Here is a 23,949-nt window from a genome sequence, read left to right as displayed (position 1 = left end):
ATGATTTTATCCGCCGCAGACTTTTGTTTGCGGCGGATTGTTTTAGTTAGAAAGAGATGCCTATGAGAGATAACAGCAAATTCAATTTTGATGAAGAACTGAAAAAGCTGCCGGCACTTCCCGGAGTATATATGATGCACGGCCCAAAGGATGAGATCATTTACGTAGGGAAGGCAAAGGTTCTGAAAAACCGTGTAAAACAGTATTTCCAAAAGTCCTATAAAAAATCAGTAAAAATCCAGCAGATGGTGAGTCTGGTGGAGAGATTCGAATATATAGTGGTAGACTCCGAACTTGAAGCTTTGATGCTGGAAAACAATCTCATCAAGGAGCATAAACCGAGATACAATACACTTCTTAAAGATGACAAAACCTATCCCTATATCAAGGTTACCTTTGAACAGTACCCGAGAGTTTTGAAGGTCAGGAAAAGAGCCACGGATAAAGGCAAATATTTCGGCCCCTATGCTTCCAATGATCAGGTAAATGAGGTTATCGATCTCATAAGAAGAACTTTCCACATAAGGAATTGCAACAAAGTTTTTTCGGAGGATGCACCCCTTGTCAACAAGTGCATGTACTATGATATCCACCAGTGTGACGGTCCCTGCATTGGCAGACAGAGTAAGGCTGACTATAAAATCCAGGTGGATAAGGCCGTAGATTTTCTTAACGGAAAATATGAGGATATAGTGAAGGAACTTCATCGCAAGATGATGCGGGCCTCCGATAATCTGGATTTTGAAACCGCCATGGAAATGAGGGATCTCATAAAGGCAATTGAAGCTGTGCAGAACAGACAGAAGATTGTGGCTTACGATTCCGGAGATCGCGACATCATAGGTATGAGAAGAGAGTTCTCGGACTGCATCGTTCAGATATTCTTCGTCCGGGACGGAAAGATCATAGGAAGAGACCATCAGTTTGTGGACATCGACCAGGAAGAAACCGATGAAGAGATCCTTAACGATTTTATAGAACAGTACTATAACGGAACCCCGTTTATCCCTCATGAAATATGGGTGCAGACTGAACTGCCGGAAAAAAACATACTTGAACAGTGGCTTACCCGCGAGAAGGGCAGAAAGGTAAGCATTATCACACCTCAGATAGGCAAAAAGGAAAAGCTTGTTGAACTGGCTATCACCAATGCCGGAATTCTTATGAACCGATACAGACAGCAGTATCGTGAGCAGGATGCAAAATGTGCCAAGGCGGTTAAGGAGCTTCAGGACATAATCGGCCTTGAGAAGCCTCCAATCCGCATTGAGTCTTACGATATTTCAAATACCATGGGCGCTCTTAATGTCGGTTCCATGGTTGTATATCAGAACGGAAAGCCCAAGAACAATGATTACAGAAAGTTTCGTATCAAATCGGTTCAGGGGCCTGATGACTACGCATCCATGTATGAGATGCTTACCCGCCGCTTTGAACATGGCCTTAGTGAGATGAAGGATAATGCAGCCGCCGGAAAGGATAATTCCATGGGATCTTTTTCTAACTTCCCGGATCTTATCTGTATGGATGGAGGCAAGGGACAGGTTAATGTCTGCAGGCAGGTGCTTGATGAGCTTGGCATAACCTCAGTTGAAGTATGCGGTATGGTAAAAGACGATCATCATAGAACAAGGGCTCTTTTGTATGACGATCGGGAGCTGCCTCTCAGCGAGAACACCGAAGCCTTTAAACTCCTCACCCGTATACAGGATGAGGTTCACAGATTTGCCATCACTTATCATCGTTCACTTAGGGAAAAGAGCCAGATAAAATCATTACTGGATGATATAAAAGGCGTGGGAGAGGTGAGAAAGAAGGCTCTGATGAAGCGGTTCGGAGACATTGACCATATAAGAACGGCATCTTTGGAGGAGCTTAGTGACTGTCCTTCCATGGATGATCATTCTGCGAGACAGGTATATGATTTCTTCCACAACAATCGATAAGAGACATAATGGGGCATTTGTGTTGAAAAACTGTTCATTATTCTTACATAAATCTGTCTTGTATTTAATGAAAATCACAATATACAAAAATAATTATTGTTGATAAGATGATGTGAGTAAAAATAGGATTTACTTCCTGCTGTGATTGCTGTAGCATTGTGAGATTGTCAGAGGACAGCACACATTGCCTGTATAGGCGGGAAGTATTACATACACGGAGATATTTTTTATGGCAGACAGATATATAGATAATGGAGGAAAGCGTCCGGCATCCAGGGCGCGCGGGCAATCCAGGGCCCGGGGTTCACAGCAGAGCGAACGCAGGAGCACTACTTCCCGGGTAAGCTCACAGAATAATACAACAAGAAGTTCTGACAGTCGGTATAGCAGAAGACCTGAAAGAGAACCGAATTACGGCATTATAGCAGGATCTGCCGTTGCGGCAGTTATATTGGTGGGCGGACTGATATTTGCACTTAAGGGTGGTATAGGCGGATCGTCTAATTCATCTATAGAAGAAACTACGTATGCGGTAGAAGAAACATTGGATCCCAACACAATACATGAGGATGTTTATCTTGATATCAGTTCTTTTGCAGAGGGTGCTCAGCTTTTAAATATCAATGGAATGAACCAGCAGCAGGTTAAGGAGGCTATAAAGGCTCAGTATACATGGAATCTGGTGGTTAACAATACAAATCCCCTGTTAAGTGAGTTCAGTATGCCGGATCTTTCTTCCGGTGAAAGCTCTTCAGAGACTGCAGCAGAGGCCGGAATACAGGCTGATAATGATGGAACTGAGCAGACAGTTGAAGTTAAAAATCCGTATTCGTCCATAACCATAAGACCTGAGGCATCAAGCTTCAATGTGCCTGACCTTATAGAAGTAAACCTTGATGAGATGATCACACAGATATTTGGAGACATTAAATCAAAGGAGTCTCAGGAAACCGAGGAGAGTTCTTCCGGAAATGAGTCGGAGAGCAGCACTGAGACAGAAAGCGTTGTTACTGCGGACTATGCATTGGCACTTCCGGATTTCACCTCTCAGATAAATGACTACATGACACAGCTCGCCACTGTATGGAAGATGAATCCTAAAAACGGTGACATAACCTCTTATGACCGTTCCACGGGTGAATTTGTTTTCGGAGGCTCTGTTGACGGCTATGAGCTTAATGCTGAGACTACGGCTGCCAAAGTTATGGAGGCCATAAATAATCATAATTACTCATCTCAGATTGATGCTGACGGAAAAACGATTTCAGCTTCACTGGATTCAATCAAGGATAAGTACAAGATAATCGGATCTTTCACGACTAATACTACTTCGAATTCTATCCGTAACGGGAACATTAAGACTGCGGCTGCAGCAATAAACGGTACCGTTCTTCAGCCGGGAGAGGAATTCTCTTTCAATCAGATTGTGGGTCAGCGTACTGAGGAAAAGGGATACGGCGGAGCACCGGCCTATAACGAAGGTGAGGTTGTTACAGAGGTTGGCGGAGGTGTGTGCCAGGTTTCATCCACACTATATAATGCTGTTTTTCGCGCCGGACTTACCACAACCTACAGAAGATCGCACACATTTGCGCCTACATACGTTACTCCAGGAACTGATGCAACGGTTTCCTGGCCGGGGCCTGATTATAAGTTTGTTAATGACTCTGATCACGCTATCGGAATCCGTACCTGGTACGAGAATCAGACTATGAATGCTCAGATTTACGGTGTGAGGGTTCTTCCTGAAGGCGTTTCATGGGAACTTGTTTCTGAGAAGGCAATGGATCTTCCTGTACCGGATCCTGTTATCATTACTGAGGGAACAGAGTCAGAGGGAAGTGCCGGTTCGGAATGGCAGGCGTATAAGATCATTCACAATGCTGACGGAACTACAGAGAAGGTCAAGGATCACTATACACATTACAGTGGTCACACACCTAAGAAATATTCGCCTGAGGTCGCAGCGTCTCTTGCTGCAGAATCAGCGGCGGCAGCAGGATTGACTGCTGTTACAAATGAAAACGGTGAGATAGTTTATGTGCCGGCAAGTGAATCGGTAGAAAGTACTTCATCATCTGAACAGTCTGAGCAGCCAGAACAGTCTGAGCATGAGGAGACTGAGAGACCTGAGGACAACAGCGAGCCCGATAGTGAGGAAGAGTCTGTACATGAGGCGCCTCCTGCGCCCGGTCCGGAAACAAATGCCGAAACCGTTCATGAATATATCGAGGGACCTGTTCCTGTAATGGGGGATTCTCTGAATGAAGGACTTATTGAGGAAGGCCCTGTAGTGGGTGGTTGAAAAACCGATAAATCTTAAAGACCGGATACCGCATGTCGTTGGAGACATGCGGTATTTTTTATACTTCATAATCCCTTGAAAAAACAGCGGATTACGGATATTCGAAATATGTCATGATGATTAGAAGAGCTGAAAATTACATTATCGGGGTGAAATAATTTTTTGAGCGGATCATATCGGATATTGTTTTTGATTTTGTACAATATATACTATAGTAAATCGCTAGGAATTGGCTCTTTTATGCATTTTTCTTGTATTTTTTCATGTACGAGGTCCTATTTCTTTGCATTTTACGGCGGAAATGCTATAATTTCCTACAGTATGATATCCTTTTTATTAAGGTTCATATAATAAAATCACATTCATGTAACGATTCATTTTTTAGGAGGAATTCTTATGGCAAGAAAAATGAAAACCATGGATGGTAATCAGGCTGCTGCACATGCATCATATGCATTTACAGAAGTAGCCGCCATCTTCCCCATCACCCCTTCATCAGTTATGCCGGAGCATGTTGATGAGTGGGCAACAGAAGGCAGAAAGAACATTCTTGGTGAGACCGTTCAGGTAACTGAGATGCAGTCTGAGGCCGGTGCTGCAGGTGCAGTTCACGGATCACTCGCTGCAGGTGCTCTTACAACTACCTTCACAGCATCTCAGGGTCTTCTTCTTATGATCCCTGATATCTACAAGGTTGCCGGTGAGCAGCTTCCAGGCGTATTTGATGTATCTGCACGTGCACTTGCATCTCACGCACTTTCCATCTTTGGTGATCATTCAGACGTTATGGCATGCCGTCAGACCGGTGCTGCTATGCTTTGCGAGTCTTCCGTACAGGAAGTCATGGACCTTACTCCTGTAGCACACCTTGCTGCACTTAAGGGACGCATTCCTTTCATCAATTTCTTTGATGGTTTCAGAACTTCTCACGAGATTCAGAAGATCGAAGAGTGGGATTATGAAGATATTAAGGATATGGTTGACTGGGAGTACATTGACGAGTTCAGAGCTCGTGCACTTAACCCTAACCATCCTGTAGAGAGAGGTTCAGCTCAGAACCCGGATATCTTCTTCCAGGCACGTGAGGCATCTAACCCTTACTACGATGCACTTCCTGCAATCGTTCAGGAGTACATGGACAAGGTTAATGCTAAGATCGGTACAGACTATAAGCTTTTCAATTACTATGGTGCAGCTGATGCTGAGCATGTAATCGTTGCTATGGGTTCTGTAAACGATACAATCGAAGAGACAATCGATTACCTTGCAGCTAAGGGCGAGAAGGTCGGTGTAGTTAAGGTTAGACTTTACAGACCGTTCTGCACAGACGCTCTTCTTAAGGCTATTCCTGAGACTGTTAAGCAGATCACTGTTCTTGACAGAACAAAGGAGCCCGGTTCTATCGGTGAGCCTCTTTACCTTGATGTTGTTGCAGCTCTTCAGGGCAGCAAGTTCCAGGGCGTTAAGGTATTCTCAGGACGTTATGGTCTTGGTTCAAAGGATACAACACCTGCACAGATCGTTGCAGTTTATAAGAATACAGAGAAGAAGAGATTTACAATCGGTATCAACGATGATGTAACATATCTTTCTCTTCCTATCGGACCTGCTCTTACAACTACTCCTGAGGGAACAGTTAACTGTAAGTTCTGGGGTCTCGGTGCTGACGGTACTGTAGGTGCTAACAAGAACTCTATCAAGATCATCGGTGACAACACAGACATGTACGCTCAGGCTTACTTTGATTATGATTCAAAGAAGTCCGGCGGTGTTACTATGTCTCACCTCAGATTCGGTAAGAAGCCTATCAAGTCAACATACCTCATCAAGAGAGCAGACTTCGTAGCTTGCCACAATCCTGCATACATGACAAAGTTCAACATGGTACAGGAGCTTGTTGACGGTGGTACATTCCTCCTTAACTGCGTATGGAGCAAGGATGAGATCGCTGATCATATCCCTGGCCAGGTTAAGAAGTACATGTATGATCACAAGATCAACTTCTACATCATTAACGGTGTAAAGATCGGTATCGAGACAGGCATGGGCCCTACTCGTATCAATACAATCCTTCAGTCAGCATTCTTCACACTGACAGGAATTATTCCTCCTGCAGAGGCTAACAAGCTTATGAAGGATGCAGCTCAGAAGACATACGGCCGTAAGGGTGAGGATGTCGTTAAGAAGAACTGGGCAGCTATTGATGCCGGTGCTAACGCATTCGAGAAGATCGAGATTCCTGCTGATTGGGCAAATGCACAGGATGAGGGACTTGAGTTCAAGGATAAGACAGAAGGTAAGAAGGAAGTTCTTGACTTCGTTAACAACATTCAGAACGCTGTTTCTGCTCAGGAAGGTAACGGTCTCCCTGTATCAGCATTCAAGGATTATGTAGATGGTACAACTCCTTCAGGAACTGCTGCATACGAGAAGAGAGGTATCGCAGTTAACGTTCCTCAGTGGAATCCTGATAACTGTATCCAGTGTAACTTCTGTTCATATGTATGTCCTCATGCAGCTATCCGTCCATTTGCTTATACAGAGGCAGAGGCAGCAGCAGCACCTGCAGGCGATCTTTTCAAGGATATGACAGGTATGCCTGGCTACAAGTTCGGTATCAAGGTATCTGTTCTTGACTGTACAGGTTGCGGATCTTGTGCAAATGTATGTCCTGGTATGAAGGGCAACAAGGCTCTCGAGATGAAGCCTATCGCACAGGAACTCGACAGACAGAAGTTCTTCGATTATGCTGAGAAGCTTCCTGAGAAGGACGAAGTTGTTGCTAAGTTCAAGGAGACAACTGTTAAGGGATCACAGTTCAAGAAGCCTCTTCTTGAGTACTCAGGTGCATGTCCCGGATGTGGTGAGACACCTTATGCTAAGCTCATCACACAGCTCTTCGGTGACAGAATGTACATTGCAAATGCTACAGGATGTTCATCAATTTGGGGTAACTCATCACCTTCTACACCTTATACAGTAAATGCTAAGGGCCAGGGTCCTGCATGGGATAACTCACTCTTCGAAGATAACGCAGAGTTTGGTTATGGTATGCTTCTTGCTCAGAATGCTATCCGTGGCAGACTTAAGAAGGAAGTTGAGGCACTTGCAGAGAAGGATGCATCTGTTAAGGATGTATGCCAGGAGTGGCTTGATACATTCTCAGTAGGCGCTACAAACGGTGCAGCTACAGATAAGCTTGTTGCAGCTCTTGCAGACAAGACTGATGATCTTTCAAAGGATCTTGTAAAGAATAAGGACTTCCTGTCAAAGAAGAGCCAGTGGATCTTCGGTGGTGACGGTTGGGCTTACGATATCGGATTCGGCGGACTTGATCATGTACTTGCTTCAGGCAAGGATATCAACGTTATGGTATTCGATACTGAGGTTTACTCAAATACAGGCGGACAGTCATCTAAGTCAACACCTACCGGTGCAGTAGCACAGTTTGCTGCAGCAGGTAAGGAGACAGGCAAGAAGGATCTCCCTGGTATCGCAATGTCTTACGGCTACGTATACGTTGCTCATATCAACATGGGTGGTGATATGGCTCAGACAGTTAAGGCTATTACAGAGGCTGAGGCTTATCCAGGTCCATCACTTATCATTGCTTATGCTCCATGTATCAACCATGGTATCAAGAAGGGCATGGCAAAGGCTATGGAAGAGGAGAAGCTTGCACTTACAACAGGTTACTGGAATAACTTCAGATTTAACCCTAACGGCGGTGACAAGAAGTTCACTCTTGACTCTAAGGAGCCGGATTTCACAGGATATCAGGACTTCCTTAAGGGAGAGGTTCGTTACCTTTCACTTGGTCTCAAGAACCCTGAGAGAGCTAAGGCACTCGATGAGCAGAACCAGGCTGAGTCAGAGGCTAGATATGCACACCTTAAGAAGCTGAACGATCTTTACAATAACTAAAATTATATAAAGCGAGTTTAAAAGAAGCCGGCGAAAGCCGGCTTCTTTTTGTTCTTTTTCTGTGATACTATTTAGCAATGAAAGATATTTAGTTATTAAAGTCTAAAATTGATACATAAGGAGATACAAGCTATGAATTATATAGATCAATATAAACTCTGGCGTGAGAAAGCTGTTGGCGATAAGGATGTTGTGGCTGAACTTAATGCTATGGCGGGAGACGATAATAAAATAGAGGATGCTTTTTATCGTGATCTTGCATTTGGTACAGGAGGACTTCGCGGAGTTATCGGAGCCGGTACAAATCGTATGAATATTTATACTGTTGCAAAGGCATCTCAGGGACTTGCTGATTATGTGATAAAGAATTTTAAACCTGAAGACAGAAAGATCGCCATAAGCAGAGATTCCCGTATCAAGTCAGATGTCTTTGCTGAAATAGCTGCAGGAGTTTTTGCTGCCAATGACATCCGCGTCTACATCTACAAAGACATCATGCCAACACCTTGCCTCAGTTTTGCGGTTCGCGAGCTTCAGTGTGCTGCAGGCATTATGGTGACCGCAAGTCACAATCCTTCAAAATATAATGGATATAAGGTTTATGGTGCTGATGGATGCCAGATCACCACAGAAGCTGCTGCACAGATTCTGGCAGAAATTGAAAAACTGGATATCTTCTGTGATGTTAAAAATGCTGACTTCAGGGAAGCTATGGAAGCAGGAAAGATCAGCTACATAAGCGATGAAGTTTATACCAGATTCATAGAAGCCGTTAAGAGCCAGTCGGTACTTACAGAGGAAGATAAGGTGAACAGAGATCTTGCCATAGTTTATTCACCTTTAAACGGTGCAGGTCTTAAACCCGTAACAAGAGCTCTTACGGAATCCGGTTTTACAAACATCACAGTTGTAAAGGAACAGGAAATGCCGGATGGTAATTTCCCTACCTGCCCTTATCCCAATCCTGAAATTAAAGAAGCCATGGCACTTGGCATGGAATACGCTGCCCGTAATCAGGCAGACCTTCTTCTGGCAACGGATCCCGATTGTGACCGCTGCGGTATTGCTGTAAGGAATGACAAGGGAGAATATGTACTCCTTTCCGGAAATGAAACCGGAATGCTGTTGCTTGACTTTATATGCAGCCAGAGAGTAAAGGCAGGAACCATGCCTGAGAACCCTTTGATGGTAAAAACCATAGTGACCATCGATATGGCAGAACGCATTGCAGAGGATTACGGTGTAAAGACCATAAATGTTCTTACCGGTTTCAAATTTATCGGTGAACAGATCGGAAACCTGGAGGCAAAAGGCGAGGAGAACAGATACGTTTTCGGCTTTGAAGAAAGCTATGGATACCTCACCGGCTCCTATGTGAGAGATAAGGACGCGGTTGATGCTGCCTTCATGATCTGTGAGATGTTTGCTTACTACAGATCAAAGGGAATCGGACTTCTGGATAAACTTAACGAACTCTACGAAAAGTACGGCTTTGCCCTGAACACACTTCACAGCTACGAGTTCGAGGGTTCAGCCGGTTTCGCCAAAATGCAGGCAATAATGAAGCATTTCCGTGATGCCTATAACAACAAAGAACTTAATTCCTTCGCAGGAAAGAAAATCGAGAAGCTCCTTGATTATTCCGCCGGTCTTGACGGACTGCCAAAGTCCGACGTTCTAAAATTCCTGCTTCAGGACAATTGTTCTCTTGTTGTGCGCCCCTCAGGCACTGAACCAAAGGTCAAAGCCTACATCTCAGTCAGCGCTCCAAACCTTGTTGCAGCCAGTGATGAGGAAAATAGAATAACAGAGGAACTTCAGAACTACTTCAATTAACAGCAATGTAAAATCGTAAGGAATGTTCCGGCAGTCGGGGGTAACAGTTCGGTCAAGGTTCTGGTTTATCCAGGACCTAGCTGAACTTGTTACCCGTGTAAAGAAATAGAACATGTAAGAAAATGCAAGGGATGGGTGGCTAGGCTTGCGGGTTGAAAGAACAGACGGTACATTCATGTACGAACCGGATGCACGTCAGTGCAGTCGGGGCGAACATGAATGTGCCGGATGTACTTTCAATCCCGTGGGCCGTCACCCATCCCTTGCATTTTCTGGCCGGTCAGCCATTTTCTCTCCGGTTTTCGCTACCTTCTTGCCGAATCACCCCTTTGCGTGATAAGATATATGAGTTAACTTGTGTCTATTTTCAGAATAGGTGGTTTTAATGAGAAAAATAATAGTGGCAGTGGTTGGCCGCCCTAATGTAGGAAAGTCAACATTGTTCAATCTGATCGCAGGAAAGCAGATCTCAATCGTAAAGGACACTCCGGGTGTCACAAGAGACAGGATTTATGCTGATGCGGAATGGCTTAATTATAAATTTACATTGGTTGATACCGGAGGAATCGAACCTGACAGCAAGGATATCATCCTTTCACAGATGAGATCCCAGGCACAGCTTGCCATAGATACGGCAGACGTCATCATATTTGTGACAGACGTAAGAACCGGCCTTGTGGATGCCGACTATGAGGTTGCAGACATGCTCCGTAAATCCGGAAAGCCCATAGTTCTCTGCGTCAACAAAGTCGACAGCTTTAAAAAGTATGGCGACGATATTTATGAGTTCTACAACCTGGGACTCGGTGATCCTTTCGGAGTATCCTCGGCTAACCAGATGGGAGTGGGAGACCTTCTTGATGAAGTTGTCAAAAATTTCCCTGCAAAAGTCGGAGATGAGGAAGAGGATGATTCCATAAAGGTTGCATTGATCGGAAAACCGAATGTAGGAAAGAGCTCTGTGGTCAACAAACTTCTGGGACAGAACAGAGTTATAGTTTCCGACATTGCCGGAACCACGAGAGATGCCATCGATACAAAGATCGTACATAACGGAAAAGAGTACACCTTTATCGATACAGCAGGACTTCGCCGTAAAGGAAAGGTTACAGATGATATAGAAAGATATTCAGTCATACGTACGGTATCGGCTGTAGACAGAGCTGACATCTGTCTTGTGCTGATTGACGCTACCCAGGGAATAACAGAAGGAGATGCTACCATCGCCGGTATCGCGCATGAATCCGGAAAGGGCGTTATTATCTGCGTCAATAAATGGGATGCGATCCCGGATAAAACCGATAAGACCATCAATGAATTTACCGCAAAGCTGAAGGAAAAGTTTGCCTATATGCCATATGCGGAGTATCTTTTCATTTCAGCTGAAACCGGTCAGAGGTTAAATAAGATCTTCGACCTTGTGGATCAGGTAAGAGAGAATCAGACCATGCGTATTCGTACCGGTGTTCTCAATGAGATCATGACCCGTGCGACTGCCATGAAGCAGCCGCCAAGTGACAAGGGTAAGAGACTTAAGCTGTTCTACATGACACAGACAGCGGTAGAACCGCCTACATTTGTTATTTTTGTAAATGATGTTCAGCTTATGCATTTTTCTTACACAAGATATATTGAGAACCAGATCAGAGATGCCTTCGGGTTCAAGGGAACCCCTCTAAAGTTCCTGATCCGTGAAAGAAAAGGCGGGGAAGAAGAATGATGGACATTAAACACATTGTGATTGCTATTGTTGTAGGGTATCTTTTTGGTAATATTCCCAGCGGATATCTTTACGCAAAAGCTCATGGAGTTAATATATTCAAGGTTGGATCCGGAAATCCCGGAACCACCAACATTTCCAGAACGTTTGGAAAAAAAGCCGGAGCAACTGTGCTTCTTATGGATATGGCTAAGGCCATAATCCCGATTCTTTTCCTTAATATGTTATGGAAGCCTGCGACCTTTGACGAGAGTGCGCTTATAACGCTGCTTACCGGAGCCGGAGCCGTGCTGGGTCATGACTTTCCTTTTATTCCGAAATTGAAGGGAGGAAAAGGAATAGCTACTTCATGGGGACTTATCATGGCTTTTGACTGGAAGCTGGGAATAGTACTTATTCTGATATTTATCCTGGTAGTAATCGTTACCGGATATGTAAGTGTCGGGTCAATTACAGCGTCAGCAATGTTTTTTATATTAACAGCATTGTTTGGACGCATGGGTTTGCTCAGGTTTTCATCAGAGATATATCCTTTGGTATGCGGCATTACTTTTGTTATGTCTGCACTTGCTATATGGCAGCATCGAAGCAATATTGACCGCCTTATGAAGGGTACAGAAAGTAAATTTCATTTTAAAAAGTGACACAATGGCGGGAGAGCTCATAAATGTGTAAGGGTTATTTACCTGCAACATATTATGGCGATTCCCGCCATCATTTAATTAAAGGGGAAATATTTATGAAGACAGCGGTAATAGGTGCCGGCACCTGGGGCACTGCTTTGGCGATTCTTTTGACTCACAACAACCATGAGACAGTTCTCTGGACCAGATCTCAGGAGAATGCTGAGACAATGGAGGTGAGCAGAAAACATAAAAACCTTCCTGATGCGGTATTGCCTGAAGGGTTGAAGGTTACCTCTGATATGCAGCAGGCGTTACAGGACAGAGACATGATAGTTCTTGCTGTTCCTTCCATATATATCAGGGAAACTTCGAAGAAGATGTCCGGCTACATACGTCAGGGTCAGGTTATAGTGTCTGTTGCAAAAGGCATTGAAGCTGATTCCTTAAAGACCATGACTGATATCATAGAGGAAGAAATACCCCAGGCGGATGTGGCGGTGCTGTCGGGACCGAGCCATGCGGAAGAGGTGTCAAGATTTATTCCCACAACCATAGTTACAGGAGCCAGAACCGAAAAAACTGCCAGATTTATCCAGGATACTTTCATGTGTGACTGCTTCAGGGTTTACATTAATCCGGACATAAAGGGTATCGAAATCGGAGGCGCTCTCAAGAATGTTGTTGCTCTCGCTGCGGGAATAGCGGACGGTCTCGGTTACGGAGACAACAGCAAGGCGGCTCTTATCACGAGAGGCATTGCCGAGATCACAAGACTGGGTGTAAAAATGGGATGTGACATAGAAACCTTCCAGGGACTCAGCGGAATAGGTGATCTGATAGTTACCTGTGCCTCCATGCATTCCAGAAACCGGAGAGCCGGAATACTTATAGGCCAGGGAAAACCATATAAGGAGGCCATGAAGGAAGTGGGACAGGTTGTCGAGGGTGTATATGCATCCAGGGCAGCTTTACAGCTTGCTGAAAAATATAATGTGACCATGCCTATAGTGAGTGAGATCAATCAGGTATTGTTTGAAAACAAGTCTCCGGAGAAAGCTGTTAAGGATCTCATGATGAGGGACAGAAGGCTGGAGAATCAGGGGCTTTGTTTTAATAAATAAGGAAAAACGGACGTTTTTAGACGTTAAATCAGCATACTTTTGCATGCGTGTCATCCTCTGCAGGAGTCAAAATTGATATAGAAAAACCATGTAACGGGTTCAAGCTTTAACTTATATCGTACATAACCGCAGGTTATCGAAAGAAAAATTAATTTGCTTTATTGTTATAAAAGCAATTGACTTTCGATAGCCTGTTTTTTATAATCAAATAAAGGTTTTCAGTATCAGATATTGGACTTATGGGGTTACGTAGGGCGTATCTGATCAGTACGGAAAGAGCCGGGAGCCGGTTCGAAAAGAAGACTTAGGAGGAGAAAAGTAATGAAAAAAGTTTTAAGTGTTGTACTCGCAGGTGCTATGGCAGCATCACTTGTTGCCTGCGGATCTTCATCAACAGGAACAACAAATGCAGCTTCCGGAGACAAGGCGGCTGAGACCACAGCGGCTGCAGCTTCCGGAGACAGTGGCGCAGCTGCTTCGTCTGACCTTAAGTGGAAGTTTGGTTCACAGGGACCTCTTACAGGCGGTGCTGCAGTATATGGAACAGCAGTTGTCAATGGTGCAAAGATCGCTATTGATGAGATCAATGAGAACGGCGGAATAAACGGCTATCAGGTAGAGCTTCAGACAGCTGATGACGAGCATGATCAGGAGAAGGCTGTTAATGCTTACAACTCATTAAAAGACTGGGGAATGCAGGCACTTATCGGACCTACAACTTCGGCCCCGACCATCGCAGTAGGTGCTGAGGCAGTTAATGACAATCTCTTCATGCTTACACCTTCAGGTTCAGCGGTTGATTGTACAAACACAGCTAATGCTTACAGAGTATGCTTCTCAGATCCTGCACAGGGTGCCAAGTCAGCACAGTACATCGGAGAGAACAAGCTTGCTACAAAGGTAGCTATCCTTTATGATTCATCAGATGTTTACTCAAGCGGAATCTATGAGTCATTTGCTTCAGAGGCACAGAATTACGGAATCGAGATCGTAGATACAGAGCAGTTCACAGCAGATTCAAAGACAGATTTCTCTACACAGCTTCAGAAGATGCAGGCATCAGGCGCAGAGCTGGCATTCCTTCCTTTCTACTATACAGAAGCAGCTCTTGTGCTTACACAGGCTGATACAATGGGCTACAAGCCGATTTTCTTCGGTGTAGATGGTATGGACGGAATCCTTGATGTTGAGAATTTCGATACATCACTTGCTGAGGGACTTATGCTTCTTACACCATTTGCTGCAGATGCAACAGATGATGCAACAGTAAACTTCGTAACAAAGTATAAAGAAGCATTCGGCGGAACACCTATACAGTTTGCTGCAGATTCTTATGATGCGGCATATATCATCAAGGCTGCTATCGAAGCAGGAAACCTTACACCTGATATGTCAGTTGACGCCATCGGTGCAGGTATTGAAGAGCAGATGAAGACCCTTTCATATGATGGTATAACAGGTTCAGGAATGACCTGGGATGAGAAGGGCGATGTTGATAAGGAGCCTAAGGCAGTAGTTATCAAGGACGGCGCTTACGTATCAGCTGAATGATAAATATGGAGCAGGGAAGCTTCCTGGTATTCTAACTTGACAGGTTTTAAGCATAAAGGGTTGCTTTTAAAAAAAGCAGCCCTTTAAATGTGTGATGATATTTTTGCAAGAGATTATTATTACGCGGGTACATGTCGATGAATAGACATGATGATTTTGAACGATGAGGTGGCAAAGATGATGAGTTTTATTTCATATCTTCTTAACGGACTGAGCCTTGGGTCAGTGTATGCTATTATCGCTCTTGGATATACCATGGTATATGGTATCGCCAAGATGCTGAATTTTGCACATGGTGACATCCTGATGGTGGGCGGATATACGGCTTTTATAGCACTTAATTCCATGGGACTCCCTATACCTGTGGCAGTGCTGGTCAGCATGGCGGTCTGTACATTACTTGGTATCACCATTGAGAAGGTTGCATATAAGCCTCTTCGTCAGGCAAATTCATTATCCGTGCTCATTACAGCTATCGGTGTGTCTTACCTTCTTCAGAACCTTGCTCAGCTTATCTTTAGCGCAAATCCAAAGAGCTTCAGCTCTTTTGTGCCGCTTAAGCCGGTGAAGCTTGCGGGAGGACAGCTTACCATATCCGGAGAGACTATCGTTACGATCGTAACCTGTATCATCATAGTTACAGGTCTCGTGACTTTTATCAATAAAACAAAAGCCGGTCAGGCTATGCTCGCTGTTTCGGAGGATAAGGGTGCAGCTACTCTTATGGGTGTGGATGTTAACGGAACCATTTCCATGACCTTCGCCATAGGATCAGCGCTTGCTGCCATAGGCGGTATTCTTCTTTGCTCCGCATATCCCACACTTACTCCGACCACAGGTGCCATGCCCGGTATCAAGGCATTCGTAGCTGCGGTTCTCGGAGGTATCGGCTCTATCCCCGGTGCGTTCATCGGCGGAATAATACTTGGTGTTTTGGAAAATCTTGCAAAGGCATATATATCTTCAAAGCTTTCGGATGCAATCGTGTTTTCTGTTCTGATCATCGTTCTTCTCGTGAAGCCTACAGGTATACTTGGTAAGAAAATCATGGAGAAAGTGTGAGATAGTATGGATAAAGTTAATGTTGAAAAACAGAAAATCTTTCGCAGCAATCTGATCACTTTCGGTATGGTGATCGCTGCATATATCATAGTTGAGGTAATGATGAAGACCGGAAACATCACCTCTCTTCTGAAGGGACTTCTGGTTCCTCTCTGCATTTATTCCATACTTGCAGTGAGCCTCAACCTGGTGGTAGGCATCTCCGGAGAGCTTTCACTCGGTCATGCCGGATTTATGTGTATAGGCGCCTTTACCAGTGCAACCTGGTCAATGCTTATGAAGTCCTCCTCGATGCCTGAAGGAATACGTTTTTTATTTGCTATCCTTATAGGAGCGGTTTCTGCCGCATTTTTCGGATTCCTGATCGGTATTCCGGTTCTGAGACTAAAGGGAGATTATCTTGCCATAGTTACACTTGCTTTCGGTGAGATCATAAAGAATCTGGTTAATGCCCTTTATTTTGGCGTGGATGCAAAGGGACCTCATTTTTCTCTTGAGGACAGTATGCATCTCAATATGGATGGCGGAACCATCATCATCAAAGGTGCACAGGGTATAACCGGTGCTCCCAAAAATTCAAATTTCACAATAGGTGTTATATTACTGCTTATTGCTTTATTCATTGTCCTGAATCTCATAAACTCAAGGACGGGACGTGCCATAATGGCAATCAGAGACAACAGAATAGCAGCCGAGTCGGTAGGACTTAATATCACAAAGTATAAGCTTCTGGCATTTACAATTTCTGCGGCTATCGCAGGAGTTGGCGGTGTGCTTTACGCACATAATTTGAGTTCCCTCCAGGCTCTTCCCAAGAACTTTGGTTATAATCAGTCCATTATGATCCTTGTATTTGTGGTAATGGGCGGAATCGGAAATATCCGGGGTTCTGTCATAGCGGCAGTTGTTCTGACCCTCCTTCCGGAGCTGTTGAGAGGCCTCAGTGATTATCGAATGCTTATATATGCTGTGGTTCTTATTTTTATGATGCTGTTTACATCGGCACCGGCTTTCATGCAGTACCGTGAGCGTATTATGACGGCATTACATGGTAAAAATAAGGGCGGAAAGGAGATGGATTGATATGGCTGCATTACTTAAAGTAGACAGTCTTGGTATTTCCTTTGGCGGATTAAAAGCTGTAGATAAGTTTAATGTTGAAATCGAAAAAAACGAGCTTTACGGACTGATCGGACCTAACGGTGCCGGAAAAACCACTGTATTCAACCTGTTGACCGGAGTATATAAACCTACAAACGGGCAGATAACCCTGGATGGAGACAACATTACCGGACTTGACTGTGAGGCTATAAATAAGAAGGGCATAGCCAGAACCTTCCAGAATATACGTCTTTTTTCTCAGCTATCCGTTTTGGATAATGTTAAGGTGGGACTTCATAACAACCATACTTATTCAACCCTTGACGGAATTTTTCGTACACCTAAGTTCCGCAAAGTGGAAAAACAGATGGATGAGAGAGCTCTGGAGCTTCTGAAGGTTTTCGAGCTGGAAGGATATTGTGATTATAAGGCTTCGAATCTTCCTTATGGTCAGCAGAGAAAGCTTGAAATCGCCAGAGCCCTTGCAACAGAACCGAAGCTGCTTCTCCTTGATGAGCCGGCAGCCGGCATGAATCCCAATGAAACCGAAGAGCTTATGAATACCATCCGTCTCGTAAGAGATAAATTCGACATGACGATCCTTCTGATAGAGCATGATATGAAGCTTGTTTCCGGTATCTGCGACAGATTAACAGTTCTTAATTTCGGACAGGTACTTAAGCAGGGACTGACTCAGGATGTTCTGCATGATCCTGAAGTTATAAAAGCATATCTTGGTGATTAAGGAGGGAAACTGATGAGTATAATGTTAGATGTTAAGGATCTGAACGTATATTACGGTGTGATCCATGCGCTTAAAGGCATTTCCTTCCATGTTGACAAAGGTGAGATAGTAACTCTTATCGGTGCAAACGGAGCCGGAAAAACCACCACACTTCAAACTATAACAGGCCTTATACCGGCCCGTTCCGGAAGCGTAATGTATAATGGAAAAGAGATCATCCATACACCGGGACACCAGCTGGTGGCTAACGGGCTTGCCCATGTTCCTGAGGGGAGAAGAGTTTTTGCAACTCTTTCGGTTTACCAGAACCTGATGCTCGGAGCCTACACCCGTAAGGATAAAGAGGGCATTGAAGCCACTCTCAGAACGGTATATGAGCATTTCCCCAGACTGGAGGAGCGCAGAAACCAGATGGCCGGAACGCTTTCCGGAGGTGAGCAGCAGATGCTTGCCATGGGAAGAGCGCTTATGAGTAAGCCTGAAATGATGGTTCTGGACGAGCCCTCCATGGGACTTTCACCTATCTATGTAAATGAGATCTTCAACATCATTGAGAAGATCCACGACTCAGGCGTTACGGTGCTTCTGGTAGAGCAGAATGCCAACAAAGCCCTGTCCATTGCTAACCGTGCTTACGTGCTTGAGACCGGAAATATCACCATCGAGGGTAATGCTCAGGAGCTTGCGAATGACCCCAAGGTCAAGGCTGCTTATCTTTCGGAATAATTATCGACAATCAAATATAGAAGCATGGAATTCAAAAAGTTCTGTTGGTATAATAATGTTATATCGACAGGACTTTTTTATTTGTTGTATCGGGTTTTTTGTGAAAACATGTCGGCATCGTCAACCCTTTACAAAGCGCTTTTAAATTGGCTGACATTCCAGATTTGACCGGAGGTGACTATGAAACTTTACTTTATCGGAGCAGATCATGAAGTAACCGGTTCATTACATTATCTTCATGCAGCAGGATTAAAGATCATGATTGACTGCGGCATGCAGCAGGGGATCAAGCATTATGAGAATGCTCCCATGCCGGTGAAATATTCTGATATTGATTACATACTTTTGACACATGCCCATATCGACCATTCCGGTATGATTCCATATGCTTACAAGAATGGCTTTAACGGAACGGTGGTTACCACAAGGGCAACGGAAGACCTGGTTAACATAATGCTCAGGGATTCGGCACATATTCAGATGCAGGAGACGGAGTATAAAAATCGTAAGGGTCAGAGAGCAGGAGCTGACAGAGTGGCTCCTATCTATGATCTCAATGATGTAAATGGAGTGCTGGAGCATTTTCGAGGTGTTGACTACAATGAAGTTGTGGAGCTTGGGGACGGAGTTAAGATTCGGTTTATAGATGCCGGACATCTGCTGGGGTCTGCGTCCATTGAAGTTTTGATAAATGAAAACGGAATTTCGAAGAAGATAGTGTTCTCCGGAGATCTGGGTAATTTTGATAAACCGCTTATCAGAGACCCGCAATACATTCATGATGCGGATTATGTGGTAATGGAATCCACTTATGGAGACAGGTTCCATGATAAGAGCGTTAATCACATTGATGATCTTGTAAAGATAACCCAGAGAACCCTGGACAGGGGCGGTAATGTGGTAATGCCTGCATTTGCGGTTGGGCGTACTCAGGAGCTTCTGTATCTGTTCAGGCAGATAAAGCAGGATAAGCTTGTAACGGGACACGGGGATTTTCCTGTTTATGTAGACAGCCCCCTGGCAGTTGAAGCAACTCATGTGTTTACTCAGAATCTTTCGGACTGCTATGATGATGCCACAAGAGAGCTTGTCATGAAGGGTATAAATCCTATATCCTTTAAAGGACTTAATCTCCTGATCACCTCCGAGGAATCCAGATACATCAATTATGACGAGACACCAAAGGTTATTATCTCCGCATCCGGAATGTGTGATGCCGGACGTATCAGGCACCATATCAAGTACAACCTCTGGAGACCTGAGTCCACAATAGTTTTTGCGGGATATCAGGCTGAGGGAACCCTGGGGCGCGTGCTTGTAGACGGTGCAAAGACTGTCAGGATATTTGGAGAGGAGATTGTGGTCAGGGCAGAGATCGCCCAGATGGCGGCGATGTCTTCACACGCTGATCAGGACGGTCTTATAGACTGGATATCTGCGTATGATCTCAACAGGCCGGACAGAGTTTTTCTCGTTCACGGTGATGATGACGCAATGAAGACATTGGCTTCACTTATTTTTGAAAAGCTTGGTTATAAAGTTGACTGTCCGTATTCCGGATCCGTTTTCAACCTTGCAAACGGTAAGTGGGAATTTGAGGGACAGCCTGTCCGAGTGGTTAAGGAAGCTGAGTATTCTTCCAGCGGCATACCCGGGCGGAGAAAGATATCTGACGCGGCATATGACAGACTTATGTCTGCTTACAATAAGCTTCTTACGGCTGTCAGGGCAAATTACGGCGGAACCAACAAGGATCTTGCGAAGTTCACAGACCAGATACTGAATCTCTATGACAAATGGATGAGATGATAAAACATGCACAACAGAATTTCTAAAAAAACACTTTGGGGGATAATGGTGCTCACTTTGGTGTGCACCATTATTACTTTGGGATTAAGAATATATCTTAAGGACAGACTCGATTCTTTCGAGATGGAATCTGTAGCGGAGACCCTTCCGCATGAAAAAGAAGAGCAGCTTATATTCACGGCTATTGAAGAAATCAGTGAGCCTGAAGAGGAGCTTTTGGAAAAATATAATTCTAGTTTTGAGGAGATAGATACCCTTTATGAAAGGATCTCCACACTGGAACAGGATGAGTCTCTTAAAGATAATTATCAGAAAATAGCGGATCTCTGGGACCGTGAGTTGAAAGCTCTTGGAAATGATATAACGGCCAAGATGCCGGAGGGAGAGAAAAAGGCATTCTTTGACGGAGAAAACACTTTCCTGGTCTCCAGGAATCATGAGTGTATGAAGACCGTGGGACAAAACAAAGTCAGCATTCAGGAGAGGATAGATTATCTTGACAGATACATCGTGATGACGCGGGAACATTGTAAAGACCTTGTCAAAGAATATACGTCCTATCTTGCAACTTAAAATGTGCTGTGGTATATTTTACGGGTTAACGAACTGTGTAAGTATGCCCAAAGGAAAGGACTTATACAGAAATACAGCCTAATCGGCAATATAGTTTAGAAATAACGAGGAGATAACAAGAATGCAGTACAGAGGCGTAAATGAATTACGTGAACTGTTCCTTAGCTTCTTTGAGGAGAAGGGATGCTTACGCTTAAACAGTTTCTCACTGGTGCCACACAATGACAATTCATTGCTTATTATAAATTCAGGCATGGCGCCTATGAAGCCATGGTTTACCGGACAGGAGATTCCACCAAGACGCAGAGTGACAACCTGTCAGAAGTGTATCCGTACAGGTGATCTTGAGAATGTTGGTAAGACTGCCCGTCATGGCACATATTTCGAGATGCTCGGAAACTTCTCGTTTGGTGATTACTTTAAGAAAGAAGCTATTCCATGGGCCTGGGAGTTCCTTACAGAAAGAGTCGGTCTTGATCCCGAGAGACTTTATCCGTCAGTTTATGTGGATGACCAGGAAGCTTATGATATATGGCTTAACGATATGCACATTCCTGCCGAGCGCATTTATAAGTTCGGAAAGGAAGATAACTTCTGGGAGCATGGTTCAGGCCCCTGCGGTCCCTGCTCAGAGATCTACTATGACCGCGGAGAGAAGTATGGCAACGGTCCTGAGGATGTAATGGGTGGAGAAGGCGACCGTTTCATGGAAGTATGGAACATAGTATTCAGCCAGTTCAACAACGATGGCGAGAACCATTACACAGATCTTGCACAGAAGAACATCGATACAGGTATGGGTCTTGAGAGACTTGCGGTAGCTGTTCAGGATGTTGCATCTATCTTTGATGTTGATACACTTAAGAGCCTTAGAGACCTTATCTGCGAAATCGCAGGTGGAATCGAATATGACAAACCTGAGACACATGAGTCTGACATTTCTGTTCGTATCATCACAGATCATTCACGTTCCATGACTTTCATGATCTCGGACGGTATCATGCCTTCAAACAACGGAAGAGGTTATGTACTCCGCCGTATCATCCGTCGTGCAGTACGTCACGGAAGAAAGCTTGGCATCAAAGGTTCATTCCTTCCTACTCTTGTTGAGAGAGTTATCGAGACCTCAAAGGACGGTTATCCTGAGCTGGATGAGAAGAAGGACTTCATACTCAGCGTAGTTAAGGCTGAGGAAGAGAAGTTCGAGAAGACTTATGAGCAGGGTATGGAGATCCTTGAAGAGATGGAAGCGGCTCTGTCTGCATCAGGCGAGAAGGTGCTTTCAGGTGAGGACGCATTCAAGCTTTATGATACATATGGATTCCCTGTTGACAATACCAAGGAGATTCTTGAGGAGAAGGGCTTCACAGTAGATGAAGAGGGCTTCAAGGCTGCCATGGAGAAGCAGAAGAAGCAGGGACGTAAGGACAGACTCGAGTCCGGTAAGATGTCAGAGTACAGCGGACATGCTGCAACAGTTTATGACGAGCTTGATCCTGAGATCAGCTGTTCATTTGACGGCTATAACAAGCTTTCGATGGAAAGCAGGGTGGTATCAATGGTTTCTCTCGGTGAAGAGGAAGCTGTTGTTGAGGCTCTTTCTGACGGTGAAGAGGGTGCTATCATTACTGAGGCTACTCCATTCTACGGAACAATGGGTGGTCAGGTAGGTGATACCGGTGTTATCGTTCTTGGTGAGGCTTCCGATGATGAAGCTGCAAAGCTTGGTAAGGGTGCCGCAGTATTTGAAGTTAAGAAGACAGAACATATCGGCGGAAACAAGATCGCACATATCGGTGTAATGAAGAACGGTATGATCAAGCTTAATGATACAGTTACACTTAAGGTTGATGCTTCAAATCGTATGGATACCTGCAGAAACCACTCTGCAACACACCTTCTTCAGAAGGCGCTCCGTGAAGTTCTCGGAACTCATGTAGAGCAGGCCGGTTCCTTCCAGGATGCAGGCAGAACCAGATTTGACTTCTCACACTTCCAGGCTATGACCAAAGAAGAGCTCAAGAAGGTTGAGGATATCGTTAATGAGAAGATCCGTGAGGGACTTTCCGTAAGAACAGATGTCATGACTCTTGAAGAGGCTAAAAAGTCAGGAGCTATGGCACTTTTCGGTGAGAAGTACGGTGCAGAGGTAAGAGTTGTACGTATGGGTGACTTCTCTGTAGAACTTTGCGGTGGTACTCACGTTGAGAACACACTTCAGATCGGTCAGTTCAAGATCGTAAGTGAAGCCGGTGTTGCTGCCGGTGTAAGACGTATCGAGGCTCTTACAGGCGAGAATGTACGTAAGTATTACGAGAACCTTGAGAAGGAGATCAATGCTGCAGCAGAGCTGGTTAAGGCTACACCTGCAACTCTTGCAGATCATATCAAGTCCCTTCAGAAGGAACTTAAGGATCTCAAGAGTGAGAACGAGGCGCTGAAGAGCAAGGAAGCCAAGAATGCACTTGGTAATGTAATGGATAATGTTACAGAAGTTAACGGTGTCAAGTTCCTTGCAGCTCATGTTGCCGGAGTAGATATGAACGAGCTTCGTAACCTTGGGGATGACCTTAAGGCTAAGCTTCAGGAGGGAGTAGTTCTTCTTATCTCAGATAAGGATGGCAAGGTATCCATGGTTGCCATGGCTACAGATGCAGCTGTCAAGGCAGGTGCTCACGCAGGAAACCTTATCAAGGCTGTTGCTCCTATTGTAGGAGGCGGCGGAGGCGGACGTCCTAACATGGCTCAGGCCGGTGGTAAGGACGCTTCCAAGATCGATGAGGCTGTTAAGAAGGCCGGTGAGGTTATCAAAGAGCAGATAAAATAAAGATTGAAATCCGTGAGGATTTTAAGGTATAATACATGGCGCTGATCATCATTTCGATATAAAACTTTAATTTCATT

At 44.6% G+C, this 23,949-nt stretch carries 15 protein-coding genes; all 15 read left to right on the top strand.

Annotation, left to right across the window (positions count from 1 at the left end; genetic code table 11):
* Window positions 1-56: 56 nt before the first annotated feature.
* Complete coding sequence (gene uvrC / locus BLV86_RS02555; RefSeq protein ID WP_090815000.1) at window positions 57-1,946, top strand: excinuclease ABC subunit UvrC; 1,890 nt, start codon at window positions 57-59, stop codon at window positions 1,944-1,946.
* A gap of 229 nt (window positions 1,947-2,175) precedes the next feature.
* Complete coding sequence (locus BLV86_RS02550) at window positions 2,176-4,251, top strand: VanW family protein (RefSeq protein WP_242873213.1); 2,076 nt, start codon at window positions 2,176-2,178, stop codon at window positions 4,249-4,251.
* A gap of 396 nt (window positions 4,252-4,647) precedes the next feature.
* The gene (gene nifJ, locus BLV86_RS02545) at window positions 4,648-8,175 is read left to right on the top strand and encodes a pyruvate:ferredoxin (flavodoxin) oxidoreductase (protein WP_031554433.1); all 3,528 of its coding nucleotides are present in this window, start codon (window positions 4,648-4,650) and stop codon (window positions 8,173-8,175) included.
* A gap of 132 nt (window positions 8,176-8,307) precedes the next feature.
* The gene (locus tag BLV86_RS02540; RefSeq protein WP_090814999.1) at window positions 8,308-10,011 is read left to right on the top strand and encodes a phospho-sugar mutase; all 1,704 of its coding nucleotides are present in this window, start codon (window positions 8,308-8,310) and stop codon (window positions 10,009-10,011) included.
* Between the two features lie 385 nt (window positions 10,012-10,396).
* Complete coding sequence (der, locus tag BLV86_RS02535) at window positions 10,397-11,731, top strand: ribosome biogenesis GTPase Der (protein WP_031553163.1); 1,335 nt, start codon at window positions 10,397-10,399, stop codon at window positions 11,729-11,731.
* Window positions 11,728-12,375, top strand: coding sequence for a glycerol-3-phosphate 1-O-acyltransferase PlsY (plsY, locus tag BLV86_RS02530; protein ID WP_242873212.1), 648 nt, complete (start codon window positions 11,728-11,730; stop codon window positions 12,373-12,375). The genes der and plsY overlap by 4 nt, the downstream gene beginning before the upstream one ends.
* 95 nt (window positions 12,376-12,470) lie before the next feature.
* A complete protein-coding gene (locus tag BLV86_RS02525; protein ID WP_031553158.1) occupies window positions 12,471-13,478 on the top strand; it encodes an NAD(P)H-dependent glycerol-3-phosphate dehydrogenase in 1,008 nt (335 codons plus the stop codon).
* A 321-nt stretch (window positions 13,479-13,799) separates the two neighbouring features.
* Window positions 13,800-15,029: an ABC transporter substrate-binding protein gene (locus tag BLV86_RS02520; protein WP_031553157.1), complete on the top strand. Its 1,230-nt coding sequence runs from the start codon at window positions 13,800-13,802 to the stop codon at window positions 15,027-15,029.
* A gap of 180 nt (window positions 15,030-15,209) precedes the next feature.
* Entirely contained in the window at window positions 15,210-16,091 is an 882-nt protein-coding gene (locus tag BLV86_RS02515; protein WP_031553155.1) for a branched-chain amino acid ABC transporter permease, read from the top strand.
* A 6-nt stretch (window positions 16,092-16,097) separates the two neighbouring features.
* Entirely contained in the window at window positions 16,098-17,174 is a 1,077-nt protein-coding gene (locus BLV86_RS02510; protein WP_031553153.1) for a branched-chain amino acid ABC transporter permease, read from the top strand.
* A gap of 1 nt (window position 17,175) precedes the next feature.
* A complete protein-coding gene (locus BLV86_RS02505) occupies window positions 17,176-17,937 on the top strand; it encodes an ABC transporter ATP-binding protein (protein WP_031553151.1) in 762 nt (253 codons plus the stop codon).
* Window positions 17,938-17,949: 12 nt separating this feature from the next.
* Entirely contained in the window at window positions 17,950-18,663 is a 714-nt protein-coding gene (locus BLV86_RS02500) for an ABC transporter ATP-binding protein (RefSeq protein ID WP_031553149.1), read from the top strand.
* 174 nt (window positions 18,664-18,837) lie between these two features.
* On the top strand, window positions 18,838-20,472 hold the full coding sequence (locus BLV86_RS02495; protein ID WP_442944866.1) for an MBL fold metallo-hydrolase RNA specificity domain-containing protein: 1,635 nt from the start codon (window positions 18,838-18,840) through the stop codon (window positions 20,470-20,472).
* 6 nt (window positions 20,473-20,478) lie between these two features.
* Complete coding sequence (locus BLV86_RS02490) at window positions 20,479-21,045, top strand: hypothetical protein (RefSeq protein WP_090814998.1); 567 nt, start codon at window positions 20,479-20,481, stop codon at window positions 21,043-21,045.
* Window positions 21,046-21,166: 121 nt separating this feature from the next.
* Complete coding sequence (gene alaS / locus BLV86_RS02485) at window positions 21,167-23,872, top strand: alanine--tRNA ligase (protein ID WP_031553143.1); 2,706 nt, start codon at window positions 21,167-21,169, stop codon at window positions 23,870-23,872.
* Window positions 23,873-23,949 lie beyond the last annotated feature (77 nt).

Source organism: Oribacterium sp. KHPX15 (genome assembly GCF_900107835.1).
Taxonomy (GTDB): domain Bacteria; phylum Bacillota; class Clostridia; order Lachnospirales; family Lachnospiraceae; genus Oribacterium.
This window is presented reverse-complemented; position numbering and strand designations above follow the sequence as displayed.